Here is a 16,016-nt window from a genome sequence, read left to right on the forward strand (position 1 = left end):
GGACCGCAGGTTCGGACGCTAAAACCCGAGAGGGCAGCTGCACTGCCCTTGGCGAATGAATTCGCCCCTACAGGCAAACGCCCCTTTGCAGGATCAAGCCGTCGCCGCCTCCAGTTTGTGGATCGGCTTCCAGCGCCGCACCTGCTGGTAGAGCGTCGGCACCACGAACAGGGTGAAGAAGGTGCCCACCAGCAGGCCACCGACTATCACCATGCCGATCTGTTGCCGGCTTTCCGCACCAGCGCCCGAGGCGATGGCGAGCGGTACCGAGCCCAGGACCATGGCGCCGGTGGTCATCAGGATCGGCCGCAGACGTTTCACCGAGGCTTCCATCACCGCTTCATGCAGGTCGACGCCCTGGCGCAGCAACTGGTTGGCGAACTCGACGATGAGAATGCCGTGCTTGGTAATCAGGCCGATGAGGGTCACCATCCCCACTTGCGAGTAGATGTTCAGCGTGCCGCCAAAGAGGGTCAGCGCCAGCAAGGCACCGGCCATGGAGAGCGGCACGCTGAAGAGGATGATCAGCGGGTCGATGAAGCTCTCGAACTGCGCCGCCAGCACCAGGTAGATGAACACCAGGGCCAGGGCGAAGATCAACGCCACGCCGGTGCTGGAATCCTTGAAGTCCCGTGAGGTGCCGGTGTAGTCGAACTGGGTGTCCGGCGGGAACACCGCGCGCGCAGCCTCCTCCAGGTAATCCAGGGCCTCACCCAGGGTGTAGCCCGAGCCGACGTTGGCCGTCACGGTCACCGCGCGAAGCTGGTTGAAGTGGTTGAGCTCGCGGGGTGCCACGGTTTCCCGCACGTCGATCAGGTTGGCCAGCTGCACCATGCTGTCGTTGCGGCCACGCACGTAGACGCGATAGAGGTCGTCCGGATTGCTGCGGTCGACGTTGGCCAGCTGCACCAGCACGTCGTACTGCTCGCCGTTCTGCTTGAAGCGGGTTACCTGGCGGCTGCCGAACAGGCTTTCCAGGCTGCGGCCAATGGCGGCGGTGTCCGTGCCCACCGCCACGGCCTGCTCGCGGTTGACCGTGACCTTGAGCTGCGGCGAGTTGAGCTTGAGGTCGCTATCCAGGCTCTCCAGGCCTGGATAGTCACGCACCCGTTCCATCAGCTCGTCGACGTATTTCTGCAAGTCGCTGTACTCCAGCGAGGAACGGATTACGAAGTTCACTGGCTGGTTGCGCGCACTCTGTCCCAGCGGCGGACGGTTGATTGGGAAGGCCCGCACGCCGGGAATGTCACGCAGCTTCGGCAGGAGCTCGTCGCGAATCTCGAACTGGCTGCGGCCACGGGAATCCCAGTCTTCCAACTTCAGGAAGGACAAGCCCTGGGCCACAGTCGGGAAGCCAACCACCACCATGTAGCGGTTGGCTTCGGGAATCGACTGGTAGGCCTCCTCCAGCAGTTTCGCGTAGCGGCTGGTGTACTCGATGGTGGCGCCGTCGGGACCATTGATCGAGCCGACTATGGTGCCGGTGTCCTCGGTGGGCGCCAGTTCGCTGCGCAGGCCGCTGAACAGGATCAGGCAGAACACCAGGATGCCCACCAGCAGCAGGATGATGAGCATCCAGGCGCGCAGGACCCGCTCCAGCAGGTGGCGATAGCTATAGGTCAGCGAATGGAGGAAAGACTCCACCAGGTTGTAGAGGCGTCCATGTTTCTGCTCGGCGTGGGGCTTGAGCAGTTGCGCGCACATCATGGGCGACAAGGTCAGCGCGACGAAGCCGGAAACCAGCACAGCCCCTGCGAGCGTCCAGGAAAATTCGGTGAAGAGCTTGCCCGAGGTGCCCTGCATGAAGCCGATGGGCGCATACACGGCGGCCAGGGTCAGGGTCATGGCGATCACCGCGAAGGCGATTTCGCGGCTGCCCTTGTAGGCTGCCTGAACCGGCGACATGCCCTCCTCTATGTGCCGGTGGATGTTCTCCAGCACCACGATCGCGTCGTCCACCACCAGGCCGATGGCAAGCACCATGGCCAGCAGCGTCAGGGTGTTGATGGAGAAGCCCAGCAATACCATGAGGCTGAAGGCGCCGATCAGCGACACCGGGATAGTCACCAGCGGAATCAGGGTGGCGCGCAGGGATCGCAGGAACAGGAAGATGATCAGGATCACCAGCACCACCGCTTCCCAGATGGTGGTGTAGACGTTGGCGATGGACTCGCGGATGAACAGCGAGTTGTCGTTGGCGATGGTCATTTTCATGCCGTCGGGCAACAACGCCCTCAATTCCGGCAGCGCGGCATTGAGGCCATCGGAGATTTCCAGCGGGTTGGCCGTAGCCTGCTTGACCAGCCCCAGGGAAACCGCCGAGCGGCCGTTGAAGCGCACGATGCTGCGCTCGTCCGCTGCGCCGATCTCGGCGTGGCCGACATCGGCCAGGCGCAACAGATAACCGCGCTGGTCGTTGAGGATCAGGTCGTTGAATTCCTCTGGCGTACGCAGGTCGGTTTCCGACAGCACGCTGAACTCACGCTGCACCGACTCGATGCGTCCAGCCGGGATTTCCACATTCTGCCGGCGCAGGGCGTCTTCCACGTCCTGCACTGTGAGGTCATGGGCCGCGAGCTTTTCAGGGTCCAGCCAGATACGCATGGCGAAGCGTCGGGCGCCGCGAACCTGCACCTCGGAGACGCCGGGGATGGTCTGCACGCGGTCACGGATCACCCGCTCCAGCACGTCGGTGATCTCCATCGCCGAATGCTGTTCGCTGTAGAAGGCTATCCAGATCACCGGCTGAGCGTCGGCCTCGACCTTCTGCACGATGGGCTCGTTGATCTCGTCCGGCAGCAGGCCACGCACGCGGCCCAGGCGGTCGCGCACGTCATTGGCGGCCTCGTCGGCGTTGGTGCCGAGGCGGAACTGGGCGGTGATCTGGGTGTTTTCCGAGCGGCTGATGGAGGCCACGAAATCCAGGCCTTCGATGCCGGAAAGCACGTCCTCGATGGGCTGCGCCACCTGGGATTCCATGATCTCCGGGCTGGCACCCGGGTAGATGACGTTGACCGTGACGATGGGCACGTCGATGTTGGGATATTCCCGCACCGCCAGCCGCTGGTAGGCCAGCAGCCCGAGCAGGACCAGGATCAGCGACAGGACAGTGGCGAATACTGGCCTGCGGATACACACATCGGAGAGTGTCATGCCCCACCTCGCGCTACGGTGCGGACCTCCAGTCCGGGGCTGACCTTCTGCCAGCCCGCGGTAATGACCTGCTCGTTACCCTGCAGGCCTTCGCGTACCTCGGCCTTGCCGCGCAGGCGCTGGCCGATCTTGATCTGTCGCCGCTCAACCTTGCCGTCCACCACCAGGTTGACGAACAGTTGTTGCCCCACGGGCATCACCGCCTCTTCGGGAATCAGCAACGCCTGCGGACGCTCTGCGAGGATCACCGAAACCTTCACGAACTGGCCGGGTTTCAGGCGATGGTCCCGGTTGCCGACCTGGGCGCGGATCGCCTGGCTGCGTCCCACCTCATCCAGGCGCGGGTTGAGGGCGATGATCTCGCCACGGAAGCGCTCGCCTGGGTACGCATCCAGGCTGAGCTCCACCAGTTGGCCGATGCTCACCTGGCTGACCGCCTTCTGCGGCACGCGGAAATCCACCTTCAGCGGGTCCAGCACCTCCAGGTTGACCATGTCCTGGCCGGCGCTGAGGTAGTCGCCGACACTGACCTGCCGCAGGCCGAGCGTGCCGTCGTAGGGCGCGCGGATCTGGGTCTTTTCCAGGCGTGCCTGGGCCAGGGCCAGGCTGGCGCGGGCAGCCTGTTGCTGGGATTGGGATTCGTCCTGGGCCTGGGCGTTGCTGGCGCCACGGGCGAACAGCATCTTGGCCCGCTCGTAGCTCTTTTCCGCCAGGTCGAGGTTGGCCTGGGCCTGGGCCAGCTCGGCGCGGGCGATGGCGTCGTCCAGGCTGATCAGCAGTTCGCCGCCCTTGACCGCCTCACCCTCACGAAAATGCAGGCTGGCAACCCTTCCCTCGATTTCCGGACGGATCATCACCGACTCGTCGGAGCGCAGCGAACCGAAGGTCACCAACTCGTCGCGCACCAGTGCCCGTTGTGGCTCGGCCACTTCCACCAGCGGCGCCTCCTGGGCCACGGCGGACAACGAGGCAAGCGCCCCGAACAACAGCCAAACACTGCGACGGACCATCATCTGGAGCCTCTGGAGCAGAATGCATGGGGGAAGGAAGTCTGCCGACTGTATCGGCAGACTTCGATCAGTGGCATCGGGAAGATAATGCCACTCTATGTCGCATTGTTTCGCGTTATTGACGCATGCCGCGCCCGCTCACCAGTAGGCGGATACAGGCGACGTAGAGAATGGCCATTGTGATCAGCATCAGCACGATGGCGACACCGATATTGATGTCGGACACACCGAGGATGCCGTAACGGAAGGCATTGACCATGTGCAGGATCGGGTTGCCCAGGGAAACCGCCTGCCAGAACGGCGGCAGCAGGTTGATCGAATAGAACACGCCGCCGAGGTAAGTCAGCGGGGTCAGCACGAAAGTCGGGACGATCGAGATGTCGTCGAAGTTACGTGCGTAGACGGCGTTGATGAATCCGCCCAGGGAGAAGATTGTGGCGGTCAACAGCACTACCAGCGCGGTCACGCCGATGTGGTGCACCGAGAGCTTGGTAAAGAACAGCGACAGGAAGGTGACGATCAGCCCCACCGCCAGCCCGCGCAACACGCCACCGATTGTGTAGCCGAGCAGTATGGTGTGCGGCGAAACCGGCGATACCAGCAGCTCCTCCACCGAACGCTGGAACTTGCTGCCGAAGAAGCTCGACACCACGTTGCTGTAGGAGTTGGTGATGACCGACATCATGATCAGGCCGGGGACGATGTAGTCCATGTAGCTGAAGCCGCCCATGGCGCCGATCTGCTTGCCGATCAGGTTGCCGAAGATGACGAAGTACAGGGCCATGGTGATGGCCGGGGGCAGCAGCGTCTGCGGCCAGATGCGCGTGAAGCGGCGGACTTCGCGGTAGACGATGGTTTCCAGGGCGACCAGGTTGGCGCGCAGTTCCGAACTCATACGGCCACCTTCGCCAGGTTTTTCTCCACCAGGGACACGAACAGCTCCTCGAGGCGATTGGATTTGTTGCGCATGCTCAGCACATCGATGTTCAGGGCGGCCAGTTGACGGAACAGCTCGGTCAGACCCTGGGTCTTCTCCACCTGAACCTCCAGCGTGTGGTCATCCACCAGCTCAGCGGGATAGCCATTGAGCTGCGGCACCACTTCCAGGGGCTCCTTGAGGTCCAGCAGGAAGGTCTCCTTGTGCAACTTCTTCAGGAGCTCCTTCATGCTGGTGTTCTCGACGATACGACCGTGGTCGATGATGCCGATGTTGCGGCAGAGCTGCTCGGCCTCTTCCAGATAGTGCGTGGTGAGGATGATGGTGATGCCCTGCTCGTTGAGCTCGGTGAGGAAGCTCCACATGGAGCGGCGCAGCTCGATATCCACGCCTGCGGTAGGTTCGTCGAGGATCAGCAGGCGCGGCTGGTGGACCAACGCGCGGGCGATCATCAGGCGTCGCTTCATGCCGCCGGACAATTCGCGGGAGGCCGAGTTGCGCTTCTCCCACAGGCCGAGCTGGGTCAGGTACTGCTCGGCGCGCTCCTTGGCGATGTTCGCCGGAATGCCGTAATAGCCCGCCTGGGTGACGACGATGTCGAACACCTTCTCGAACTGGTTGAAGTTGAACTCCTGGGGCACCACGCCGAGGCAGCGCTTGAGCGCGTAGGGCGATTTGTCCAGGTCATTGCCGAAGACGCTGACGCTCCCGCTGGTCTTGTTCACCAGGGTGGACAGGATGCCAATAGTGGTGGACTTGCCCGCGCCGTTTGGGCCGAGCAAGGCGAAGAAATCACCTTCGGTCACGTCCAGGTCGATGCCCTTGAGGGCCTGGAAGCCATTGCCGTAGGTCTTGGTCAACTGCCGGATGGACAGGGCGGAACTCATGATGGATTCGTCTGCTTCAGAAGGAAGGAGCTAGATAAGGCTGATTGCCAGCAAATTCAACCGTAACGCGCTGCACATCAGCCTAGGTTCAAGGAGCCGGATCGGCGAGTCGGATCACGTAAGTACCGTCATCACCGCCTTTCGATAGGCCGGCCGGGCTTTCAGGCGCTCGTACCAGGCTTCGAGGTGGGGCAGTTCCGGGCGCAGGATCGGCATCTCGAACCAGGCATAGGCGAAGCAGCCCAGGGGAATGTCACCCATCGCAAAAGTTTCACCCGATAGGTAGGGACGCTCGGCCAGGGCGCGGTCGGGAATGGCCAGCAACTGGCCGCAGCGGGTCAGCGCAGCTTCGATCACTGCGTGATTGCGTTCGGCCGGCGGAGTGCGCAGGGTGCCCCAGAACAGATCGCGGAACGGTGTGGCGAAGCTGGATGTGGCCCAGTCCATCCATTTGTCCCCCTCGGCGCGCGCCACCGGCGACTCCGGGTAGAGGCTGCCGGAGGCGTAGCGCGCGGCCAGGTAGCGGACGATGGCGTTGGACTCCCAGAGCACCAGGTCGCCATCCTCGATCATCGGCACCAGGCCGTTGGGGTTGCGCTTGCGGTACACCGGCTCATTGACCAGGCCGAAGGCGCCACCGGCATCCAGCTGTTCATAGGCGACGCCGACTTCCTCGGCACACCAGAGCGCCTTGCGCACGTTGGTGGAATTGATTCGCCCCCAGATCTTCAGCATTGCGACACTCCAGGCCGGTTGGACAGGGGCACCATTCTAGGGCGCGATTCCGGGTGACGGAATGCCGAATCCTCCAGACTTGTTCGGGACTCAAAGCCGGAAGTGGCCTGCCATCCCTTGCAACTCCTGCCCCAGCCGGGCAAGCCGGACGCTGGAGGTTGCCGTTTCATCCATGGCCACGGCCGACTGATCAGCGATATCTCGAATACTGGTTACGCTGCGATTGATCTCCTCGGCCACCGCGCTCTGCTGTTCGGCCGCTGCAGCGATCTGCTGGTTCATCTGGTGGATCAGGGTCACCGCATCGGCGATTCCGGCCAGGGCTTCTTCGGTCAGATTGGCATCCTGCACCGTCAGGTCCACCAGGTTTTCGCTCTGCTGCATGTGCTCCACCGAGCTGCGCACACCGTCGCGCAGGGTCGCGATCAGCCGCTCGATCTCGGCGGTGGACTGCTGGGTACGCCGCGCCAGCGCCCGCACTTCATCGGCCACCACGGCAAAACCACGGCCCTGCTCGCCTGCACGCGCCGCTTCGATGGCGGCGTTCAGGGCCAGCAGGTTGGTCTGCTCGGCGACACTCTTGATCACATCCAGCACGGTGCCGATGCTCTGCGTGTCCTGGCTGAGGCGCTGGATGCTGGACGTGGTTTCCTCCATGGCATGGGCCAACTGGTTGATCCGCTCGAGAGTCTGGCGCACCACCTGGCTGCCACTGCTGACACGGTTGTCCGCCGCCTCGGTGGAGCTGGCTGCAGCCTCGGCGTTGCGCGCCACCTCCTGCACGGTTGCAGCCATCTGGCTCATCGCCGTGGCCACCTGGTCGGTTTCCTCACGCTGGCCGTTTACGCCCACACGCGTCTGCTCGGTGACGCTGGAAAGCGCCTGGGCCGAAGCGGAAATCTGTGCCACCCCGCCCTGCAGGCGGCCAACCATGTCACGCAGATTGCCAGACATGCCCTGCATGGCCTCCATCAACTGGCCGATCTCGTCGCGACGCTGCACTTCGATGCTGGCGCTGAGATCGCCCTCGGCTATCTGCCGGGCCAGCCCTATGACCCGGCGCAGTGGCCGAACGATCAACAGACTGATCAGCGCCGTGGCAGCCAGGCCGATCACCAGGGCGAGGGCCGCCGCCAGCAGGATCAGCAGCGAGCTGGATTCCTGCTGGGCACGCATGTCGGCCTTCTGCAGTTCGTAGGCGCGGTCCACCGCCTGCACCACCCGCTCCGCCTGGGCGGCGAGACGGGCGTACTCCCCGCGCTGCTGCTGCAACGTGGCGGTGTAGTCCTTGAGTCGTTCGTTGAAAGAGTCGACGTTGCCGATGACCTCGGTGAGTACAGCGGCGTAACCGGGGTCCTGCATGGCGTCGCGCAGTTCGGCGGCGAGCTTTTGCGCATCCAGGGCTTCCTGGATCTGTGGTGCGCCCGCCTCTTCTGTTCCCCGACTCTGTTCCAGACGTAGGCGGGCCTGGTTGAGCGCCTGCAGGAGCAACTGGTAAACGCGACCGATCTGCCCGCCCTGGGTAACCAGATCTCCCCCCTGGGCGCCCTGGGAACTCTTCAGCAGATCGACACCATCCTCGTTAAGGCCACTCTGCAGCACGTCGAGGCTGTTGGATGCGCTGACCACCAGCCAGTTCGCCGCGTCCAGGGCCAGGCGCTGGTTGTCGGTGAGTTCCACATAGCGATCGAATGCCTGGCGGTACTCGGCCATGGCCTGGGTGACTTCACCCAAGGCGTCGCGCCCTGGGCCCGACAGTTGTGCGGCCAGCGCCTCGCTCCGAGCGACTATGGCCTCGGCCTGCTGACGCAGCGTATCGGCATGCTTGGCGTCGGAAGTAAGCGCGTAGTCCTTTTCCGTGCGCCGGATCACCAGCACATCGCTGCTGATGGCGCGCATTTCCTCCAGCAGGCGCGCCCTGCCGTCGACCGCGCGCAAGGCAGTGAAGCCGGTGGCCGCCACCACCAGGGTCAGCGCCAGAACGACGCCGAACCCCAGCATCAGCTTGTTGGCAGTACTCAGGCTCGCCAGCCTGCGTTGCAAGACAGTCCACATGCTCCTACCTCCCCACAAGGCGACAACCGCATGGACGCGATCTGCTATCCGCTTCCCCGAAACGGCGACCATAGGAGCTGGCGCATGGTGGCGACAAGCCACAATCCTGCCTTCCCGAATACCGTGCTGTTTTTGACTAACTAGAGGTCGTTTCTGGATAGCTTTCTATCCTTCCTACAGAAAACCAGGAACTGACCCAGGCCAATAAAGGACGACCACAGGGGAACTAGGCTTGACTCAGGATTCGCCAAGGAGGACTCCATGACCGCTCCATCAGCTACCCATTGGCACGCCGAGACCGCCGAGGCCAGCCTGCAGCAGCTAGACAGCAGGCCAACCGGGCTGGACACGGAAGAAGCGGAACGCCGCCTGGCCAGCTACGGCCCCAACCGACTACCCGAACGGGCAGGTGCCGGCCCCCTGAAGCGATTCCTGCTGCAATTCCACAACCTGCTCATCTATGTACTGCTGGCTTCCACCCTGGTCACGCTGGCCCTGGGCGAGTGGCTGGACAGCGCGGTTATCTTCGGTGTGGTGCTGATCAATGCCGTGGTCGGTTTCATCCAGGAAGGCAAGGCCGAATCGGCCATGCGTGCGATCCAGAAGCTGTTGACCCTGGACAGCCGGGTCAAGCGCGACGGAGAGGTACGCCAGGTGCCTGCCGAAGAGCTGGTGCCGGGTGACCTGGTACTGCTGGAGGCCGGCGACCGCGTGCCGGCTGACCTGCGCCTGCTGGAAACCCGCGACTTGCGCATCGAGGAAGCGGCACTCACCGGCGAATCCGTTCCCACCGACAAGACCAGCCGCCCGGTGACCCCGGACGCCAGCCTGGGAGACCGCCACAGCATGGCCTACTCCGGCACCCTGGTCAGCGCCGGCAGCGGCGTCGGTCTGGTGGTCGCCACCGCTGGCGAGACCGAGCTGGGCCGCATCAGCCACTTGCTGGGCTCGGTGGAGCAGCTGCAGACACCGCTGCTGGCGGACATGGCGCGCTTCGCTCGCCAGCTCACGCTGATCATCCTCGTGCTGGCGGCTGCCACCTTCGTCTTCGGCATATTGCTGCGCGGCTACAGCGCCAACGACATGCTGATGGCCGCCGTCGGCCTGGCCGTGGCCGCCATCCCCGAGGGCCTGCCGGCGGTGCTGACGATCATCCTGGCCCTGGGCGTGCAGCGCATGGCCCGTCGCAACTCGATCATCCGTCGCCTGCCGGCCGTGGAAAGCCTGGGGGCGGTAACCGTGGTGTGCTCCGACAAGACCGGCACCCTGACTCGCAACGAAATGACGGTGCAGCGCATCTATACCGCCGCCCGCCGTTACGAAGTATCAGGCGTGGGCTATGCGCCCGAAGGAGACGTCAGCCCGATTGTCGACCTGGCCCATGACCTGCACGAACTGGCTCGCGCCGGTCTGCTGGCCAATAGCGCCAGCCTGTGCGAGGTGGACAGCCAGTGGTGCATCACCGGCGACCCCACCGAGGCCGCACTACTCACTCTGGCTGGGAAGCTGCAGCTCGATATGGACGAAGAGGCATCGCGCCGCCCCCGAGTGGACGCCATTCCCTTCAGCTCCGAACGCCGCTACCTGGCCAGCCTCCACCGCGACGACAGCGGCCAAGGCGTGATCTATCTGGTGGGTGCGCCCGAGCGCTTGCTGGAAGTCTGCGATCGGCAATGGCGCGACGGAGCCGCCGAGACGCTGGATCCACGCATCTGGGACGACGTGCTGGGCGAAGGCGCAGCCTCTGGCCTGCGCATGATTGGTCTGGCCCGTCGCAATGCTGGCAGCGGCCAGCACGAGCTGGACCATGCCGACCTGGACAAGGGCTTCGTGCTGCTGGGGCTGGTGGGCATGATGGACCCCCCGCGAGAGGAAGCCATCCTTGCCATCGAGGAATGCCACAGCGCAGGCATCCACGTAAAGATGATCACCGGCGACCATGCAGCCACGGCCGCCGCCATCGCCGAGCGGCTTGGCCTGCCGGCAGGAAACCCGCTGACTGGTGCCGACCTGGATGACCTGACCGACGCCGAACTCGACGCCCGCCTGAAGGAAACCAGCGTGTTCGCCCGCACCAGCCCGAGCCACAAGCTACGCCTGGTGGAGCGCTTGCAGGCGATCGGCGAGCGGGTGGCCATGACCGGCGACGGAGTCAACGACTCCCCTGCCCTCAAACGCGCCGATATCGGCATCGCCATGGGCATCAAAGGCACCGAGGCCGCCAAGGAAGCTGCCCAGATGGTACTGGCGGATGACAACTTCGCAACCATCGCCCACGCGGTGGAGGAAGGCCGCACCGTCTACGACAACCTGAAGAAATCCATTCTCTTCATACTGCCCACCAATGGTGCCCAGGCGATCGTCCTGCTGACCGCCATCCTGCTCGGCCTGACCCTGCCCATCACCCCGCTTCAGATCCTCTGGGTGAACATGATCACCGCCGTCACTCTGGCGTTGGCACTGGCCTTCGAACCAGCCGAGGATGACCTGATGGCGCGCCCACCTAGGGATCCGAAGGCACCACTGCTGTCCGGCGAGTTGCTCTGGTTGATCCTGCTGGTATCGGTACTACTGACCGTGGCCAGCCTGGGTCTGTTCATCTACACCCAGCAACTGGGCTGGAGTATGGAGGCCAGTCGCACCCTTGCGGTGAACGCCCTGGTATTTGGCGAGATCGGCTATCTGTTCAGCAGCCGAAGGCTGAACGGCCCAGCAAGTTTCAGCTTCAGGGACAACCCCATGGTCTGGGGCATGGTCGGCCTGATGGTGTTGCTGCAACTGGCATTCACCTACGTACCGGCGCTGCAGGCGCTGTTCGGCACCAGCGGCATGGGCGTAGTGGGTTGGAGCTGGTGCCTCGGGACGGCCGTGGCGACTTGCGGGTTCGTGGAGGCCGACAAGCGGGCGCGCCACTATATCGCCAGCAGACGGGGCGGACGGATAAAATAGCGTCAAGACCCCAAGGTATGGATCACTTACGGCGGCGCTGCGGAACATCGATTCGCGGCGCCGTGTTCATTCATGGAGGGCAAACCACGCTGACCTGATGCCGATCGAACAATGGAGCCGATCAGCCGCCAGCCTGTTCGTCGAGCATACGCAATCATGTCCCGGAACAAGGCCCTCTTCGGCCTCGCACTACTGGTTTCCAGCATCGCGCTCACTGCCACAAGCCAGGCCGGCCAGGCCAGCGGAGAACTCGGAATCAGCCTCACCATCGCCAATTCCTGCCAGGTCAGCAGCAGCTTTGACCCGGCGAGCGGGCGTTATCAGGTCCGTCCCCAGAACTGCGGCGTCGATAGCCGCTACCGGCTGACCAGCGAACCTGTCGCGACCGACCGCGCGAACGTCGACCAGCAGGATGACGCCGATCAGGGGCGCACGCTGGTCACGCTCTACTGGTAGCGATGAATGTGCGGTTCAGGTCGGCCGCACCATGTTGAAGGTGTCGCGGGTGCGGGTATAGGCACTGCCCCCGAGACGCCCCACCAGATCCAGACGCTGCGGATCCACCCGGCCAGCGTCGGTCAGCACCGCGTCATCGATATGTGCCAACAGCACCTCGGCGAAAACCAGGTGGCAGTTGGGATTGCCACGCGGATAGGGCTGGATATCGGCCACCCGACACTCGAAGGCAACCGGCGCACCGAGCACTCGCGGCGCCCGCACGCGCACGGCAGGCTCGATGGCGATGCCGCACGTTTCGAACTCGCTCACACCGTGGGGCAGCATGGCCGCACTGGCATTCATCGCTTCCGCCTGCTCGAAGGAAACCAGCTGGATCACCAGCTCGCCGGTGTCCTGCACGTTGCGCAGGGTGTCCTTGAGCTGCCCGTCGCCGCGCGTATTGATGTTCACCAGCACAGTCGCCGGATCATCGCTGATGACCTGGAAGAAACTGAACGGCGCCAGGTTGCTCACGCCATCCTTCGACAGTGTGGAAACCCACGCGATGGGACGCGGTGTGATGGTGGACGCCAGCCAGCGGTAGGCGTCCAGCGGTGCCAGCTGGGTGAAATCGAGCTGCATGAAAGAGACTCCAGCAGGGATAAAACGCCGATTATGCCCTGCCGTCGGGAGCTGCGACATAGACGCCTTGAACGCTGGCGACGGTCTCAAGTTCCGGACTCAACCACGCACCAGATAAGCCCCTCGGGGAATCCTTCCCTGCAACTTCTTGCATTTGCCGGGAGCCGGTTGTTGGCCCGCAGGGCGGCCCGGGAACCAGATCCGGCATTGACCAGGCGGCGGCATGTGTCCGCGGGGAATACGCATCTCGTCCTCGTCACCGTACGATGCGGCCTGGAGGCCACCGTCGCCGCGACTTTGCCAGTCGCCCACCTGCGAATCGGACAAGAACCCGTCCTCCGCTGGAACCGCCATTCCTCCTGCGGCGATACCGGCCGCTTGCTGGGCCGACACCTCCTGGTCGAGGCCCACGCGAACCTCGGCCTCTTCATCCCGCTCCACTTCCACATCGGATCCAGTCGACACACCCGGCCCCATGGCTCTCTGGGCCGACTCGATCAACTGGAAATTGCGCTCACGCAGCTCGGAATCATTGCGACCACGCGCATTGGAGCGCATAGCCAGTGCGACAGCCTGCGCGTACTGCCCCTGCTGGAAGCGCACCTGCCCCAGGTAGTGCAAGGTCGTGGGATTGTTCGGCTCGATGCGCAAGGCGCGTTCCAAGGTGTCATCAGCCTGCTCCAGCTCACCGAACTCCAATTGCAGCGACGCCGCCTCCAACAGGGCGGCCGACGCACCATTGCTCGGCTGAGCTAGCCGACGTTCTGCCGAATAGGCCGGAAGCGCCGATGCCGCAAAAAGGGAGAGCATCAGGATCGACAAGAAGGGCTTGGCTTGCATCGAGGGTGTTCTCACCTGGGCTCATGGGCGGAAAGTTACGGCGAAATCCGACCTGGCCAGTGCCCTGAAGTTCCCTCTTTACAACACCGTCGAGCCCCGCGGACGGCCGAAGGCACGCCTTTCCTGATAAACTTGCCGACCATCAGGCAAGATCCAACTCTGCGCCGCTCAGCCAAACATCCTTTTCCTGCATTCCCGCCCCCGAAGTCCCGCCCACTCGATGGGTACAAAGGCTCCTGAAGCATCGGGGATACCAGGTAGACGCAGCAAATCAGAAGCTCCCGAATGACCGTCCTTCAAACCGCCTAACCAGTAACCACGCGCCCTGCCCTGTCCCGCCGCCTCTCCGTGGCGCCGATGATGGGCTGCAGCGACTGAGCACTGCAGGCCTGATGAACAGCGGCCTAGAACGTTTCACCGCCCTCCCGTAGCACTGTTTTAAACATTTCCCACCATTTTTCTGCGCTGATTGATCCACTCACCCGGACAGTACGGAGGAGTTAGAGTTTGCGTAGTGCCTCCTCAATATGGTCTGTCCCGGGCTGAGTGGACAGACCATGGTGTTGCCCTGGGAGGTATAGCGCAGGGCATTGGAGATCAAGTTCGAGATGGCGCGATCCAGCATCAGGACATCGCCGAGTACACTGCCTTCCCCTGAGGCTTTGAGCGACAGACCACGGTCCTCCGCCACCAGTTGGTAGTAGTCGAAAAGCTTCTCGACAATCTTCTCTAACTGGACGGGCTCATGCTGGGGAACGATCAGTCCCTTGTCTGCCTTGGCCAGGAATAGCATGTCATCGATGATGCGCGACATCCGTTTGAGGTCGTCGAGGTTCGAGTACAAGGTTTCCTCATACGCCCCGATATCGCGCCTCCTCGAAAGCACGACTTCCGTCTGAGTCATCAGGTTGCTGACCGGCGTTCGCAGCTCGTGCGCAATGTCAGCGGAGAAGTTGGACAGCCGCACGAAAGCCTCATCGAGCCGGGCCAGCATTGCGTTGAACGAGGCCATCAACTGCTGCAACTCCATAGGCACCGGCTCCATGGGAATGCGCTCTTTGAGGGACTTGGCCGACATCGAAGCCGCCATTAGCGTCACCTGCCACAACGGACGCAGACCACTGCGAGCGACCACCCAGCCGAGGGCGGCACTGACCAGGGCGCTGATGACCAGCCCGATGGTGAACCAGCGTTGCAGGGCTTCGAAGAACGCCATGTGATGGGTGACGTCCAGCACCAACAACAACGTCAATGGGGCCGCCAGGCCAGGGATGTTGATCTCTGCCGTCAGGCCACGGTACATGTCTGCTTGATCCTGCCACTCCCACATGGTGGGGGCTAATCTGACGCGAAGTCCCTGGGGCACATTCAACATGTGCCGGCTCAGCAAACAAGACCCGGCCTTCGCTGTCCAGAATGATCGCCGCCAGGTCCCGGTGCGCGCCCAGCAGCGCATTCAACTGCGGCTTCAGTCCGGCCATGTTCGTGACACTGGGCAGTCCCTGGAGAATGCTTTGTGTTGACTCAAGCTTCTCCACCAGGACTTGGTAATCGAGCGACTTGAAGTGGCGTTGGCTCAGATGGTTGAAACTAAGACCGGCTACGGTCAACACGGCAGTGACAGCGAGCATGAACATCAGGCTCATCCGCGCCGTCAGGGAGAGGTGTTTCATTCTGGCTCCGGTCCATCAAGCATGTAGCCCATGCCGCGTGCGGTATGGATCAGCTTGATCGCAAAGTCATCATCGATTTTGGCTCTCAGACGGCGGACGGCCACCTCAATCACATTGGTATCACTGTCGAAGTTCATATCCCAGACCTGGGAGGCGATCAGCGATTTGGGCAGTACCTCGCCGCGCCGGCGCATCAACAGTTCGAGCAGCGAGAACTCCTTGGCCGTGAGTTCGATACGCTTCCCACCACGAACCGCCCGACGCTTCAGGAAGTCCACTTCCAGATCGGCAATCCTGAGGATGGCCTGGGTGGGCGCGGTGGCACCGCGCCGCAGCAGGGTTCGCACCCGTGCCAGAAGCTCGGCGAAAGCGAAGGGTTTGATCAGATAGTCATCCGCGCCCAACTCAAGCCCCTTCACCCGGTCCTCGACCCCATCCCGAGCGGTCAGGAACAGTACTGGCATGTCTTTCCCGGCGGCGCGAACCAGCCGCAACACCTCCCAACCGTCCAGCCCCGGCATCATCACGTCGAGGATCAACAGGTCATAGGACTCGCTGAGGGCATGCTGCAGGGCATCGGTGCCCGCCATCACCCGGTCCACGTTGAACCCGGCCTCACTCAGCCCCTGTTGCAGATACGTGCCAGTTTTCGGTTCGTCTTCAGCGACCAGAAGTTTCATCCGCGGTCTTTCCACAA

10 protein-coding genes and 3 pseudogenes are annotated in these 16,016 nt (G+C 63.2%); 2 read left to right on the plus strand and 11 right to left on the minus strand.

The window, feature by feature from the left end; all coding sequences use genetic code 11:
• Positions 1-93 precede the first annotated feature (93 nt).
• The 7 genes and pseudogenes from SA496_RS14525 to SA496_RS29255 form a co-directional block, all read right to left on the minus strand.
• On the minus strand, positions 94-3,153 hold the full coding sequence (locus SA496_RS14525; RefSeq protein WP_120650526.1) for an efflux RND transporter permease subunit: 3,060 nt from the start codon (positions 3,151-3,153) through the stop codon (positions 94-96).
• A complete protein-coding gene (locus SA496_RS14530) occupies positions 3,150-4,166 on the minus strand; it encodes an efflux RND transporter periplasmic adaptor subunit (RefSeq protein WP_153920710.1) in 1,017 nt (338 codons plus the stop codon). The genes SA496_RS14525 and SA496_RS14530 overlap by 4 nt, the downstream gene beginning before the upstream one ends.
• Positions 4,167-4,278: 112 nt before the next feature.
• Positions 4,279-5,058 carry an ABC transporter permease gene (locus SA496_RS14535; protein WP_120650522.1) on the minus strand — a complete coding sequence of 260 codons (780 nt, stop codon included), beginning with the start codon at positions 5,056-5,058 and terminating at the stop codon, positions 4,279-4,281.
• Positions 5,055-5,987, minus strand: a complete 933-nt coding sequence (locus tag SA496_RS14540) for an ABC transporter ATP-binding protein (protein WP_120650520.1) — start codon at positions 5,985-5,987, stop codon at positions 5,055-5,057. Before SA496_RS14540 ends, SA496_RS14535 begins: the two co-directional genes overlap by 4 nt.
• 114 nt (positions 5,988-6,101) lie before the next feature.
• Entirely contained in the window at positions 6,102-6,722 is a 621-nt protein-coding gene (locus SA496_RS14545) for a glutathione S-transferase family protein (protein WP_330113978.1), read from the minus strand.
• Between the two features lie 90 nt (positions 6,723-6,812).
• A pseudogene (locus tag SA496_RS29250) lies at positions 6,813-7,352 on the minus strand (methyl-accepting chemotaxis protein); the annotation flags it as partial.
• A 315-nt stretch (positions 7,353-7,667) separates the two neighbouring features.
• Positions 7,668-8,849: pseudogene (locus tag SA496_RS29255) on the minus strand (HAMP domain-containing protein); the annotation flags it as partial.
• A 189-nt stretch (positions 8,850-9,038) separates the two neighbouring features.
• Here SA496_RS29255 and SA496_RS14555 point away from each other — a divergent pair.
• Together SA496_RS14555 and SA496_RS14560 are read left to right on the plus strand one after the other, a co-directional pair.
• Positions 9,039-11,726 carry a cation-transporting P-type ATPase gene (locus tag SA496_RS14555; protein WP_330113980.1) on the plus strand — a complete coding sequence of 896 codons (2,688 nt, stop codon included), beginning with the start codon at positions 9,039-9,041 and terminating at the stop codon, positions 11,724-11,726.
• A gap of 156 nt (positions 11,727-11,882) precedes the next feature.
• Positions 11,883-12,182, plus strand: a complete 300-nt coding sequence (locus tag SA496_RS14560; protein WP_153920716.1) for a hypothetical protein — start codon at positions 11,883-11,885, stop codon at positions 12,180-12,182.
• 15 nt (positions 12,183-12,197) lie between these two features.
• Here the strand turns inward: SA496_RS14560 and SA496_RS14565 are convergent, their stop codons facing one another.
• The 4 genes and pseudogenes from SA496_RS14565 to SA496_RS14580 all read right to left on the minus strand — a co-directional run bounded on the left by SA496_RS14565 (position 12,198) and on the right by SA496_RS14580 (position 15,999).
• A complete protein-coding gene (locus tag SA496_RS14565; protein WP_120650510.1) occupies positions 12,198-12,806 on the minus strand; it encodes a flavin reductase family protein in 609 nt (202 codons plus the stop codon).
• Positions 12,807-12,905: 99 nt separating this feature from the next.
• Positions 12,906-13,646, minus strand: a complete 741-nt coding sequence (locus tag SA496_RS14570; RefSeq protein WP_330113981.1) for a tetratricopeptide repeat protein — start codon at positions 13,644-13,646, stop codon at positions 12,906-12,908.
• 514 nt (positions 13,647-14,160) lie between these two features.
• Positions 14,161-15,319, minus strand: a pseudogene (locus SA496_RS14575) (heavy metal sensor histidine kinase); the annotation flags it as partial.
• On the minus strand, positions 15,316-15,999 hold the full coding sequence (locus SA496_RS14580; RefSeq protein ID WP_153920718.1) for a heavy metal response regulator transcription factor: 684 nt from the start codon (positions 15,997-15,999) through the stop codon (positions 15,316-15,318). The pseudogene SA496_RS14575 and the gene SA496_RS14580, both read right to left, overlap by 4 nt.
• Positions 16,000-16,016: the final 17 nt, after the last annotated feature.

The organism is Pseudomonas sp. JS3066 (genome assembly GCF_036328175.1).
GTDB lineage: Bacteria > Pseudomonadota > Gammaproteobacteria > Pseudomonadales > Pseudomonadaceae > Metapseudomonas.

Bases quoted from the DNA above. Each gene is read 5' to 3' on its own strand.
- SA496_RS14545 (WP_330113978.1), bottom strand. From the start codon at position 6,722: ATGCTGAAGATCTGGGGGCGAATCAATTCCACCAACGTGCGCAAGGCG.
- SA496_RS14540 (WP_120650520.1), bottom strand. From the start codon at position 5,987: ATGAGTTCCGCCCTGTCCATCCGGCAGTTGACCAAGACCTACGGCAAT.
- SA496_RS14525 (WP_120650526.1), bottom strand. From the start codon at position 3,153: ATGACACTCTCCGATGTGTGTATCCGCAGGCCAGTATTCGCCACTGTC.
- SA496_RS14555 (WP_330113980.1), top strand. From the start codon at position 9,039: ATGACCGCTCCATCAGCTACCCATTGGCACGCCGAGACCGCCGAGGCC.
- SA496_RS14560 (WP_153920716.1), top strand. From the start codon at position 11,883: ATGTCCCGGAACAAGGCCCTCTTCGGCCTCGCACTACTGGTTTCCAGC.
- SA496_RS14580 (WP_153920718.1), bottom strand. From the start codon at position 15,999: ATGAAACTTCTGGTCGCTGAAGACGAACCGAAAACTGGCACGTATCTG.
- SA496_RS14565 (WP_120650510.1), bottom strand. From the start codon at position 12,806: ATGCAGCTCGATTTCACCCAGCTGGCACCGCTGGACGCCTACCGCTGG.
- SA496_RS14535 (WP_120650522.1), bottom strand. From the start codon at position 5,058: ATGAGTTCGGAACTGCGCGCCAACCTGGTCGCCCTGGAAACCATCGTC.
- SA496_RS14530 (WP_153920710.1), bottom strand. From the start codon at position 4,166: ATGATGGTCCGTCGCAGTGTTTGGCTGTTGTTCGGGGCGCTTGCCTCG.
- SA496_RS14570 (WP_330113981.1), bottom strand. From the start codon at position 13,646: ATGCAAGCCAAGCCCTTCTTGTCGATCCTGATGCTCTCCCTTTTTGCG.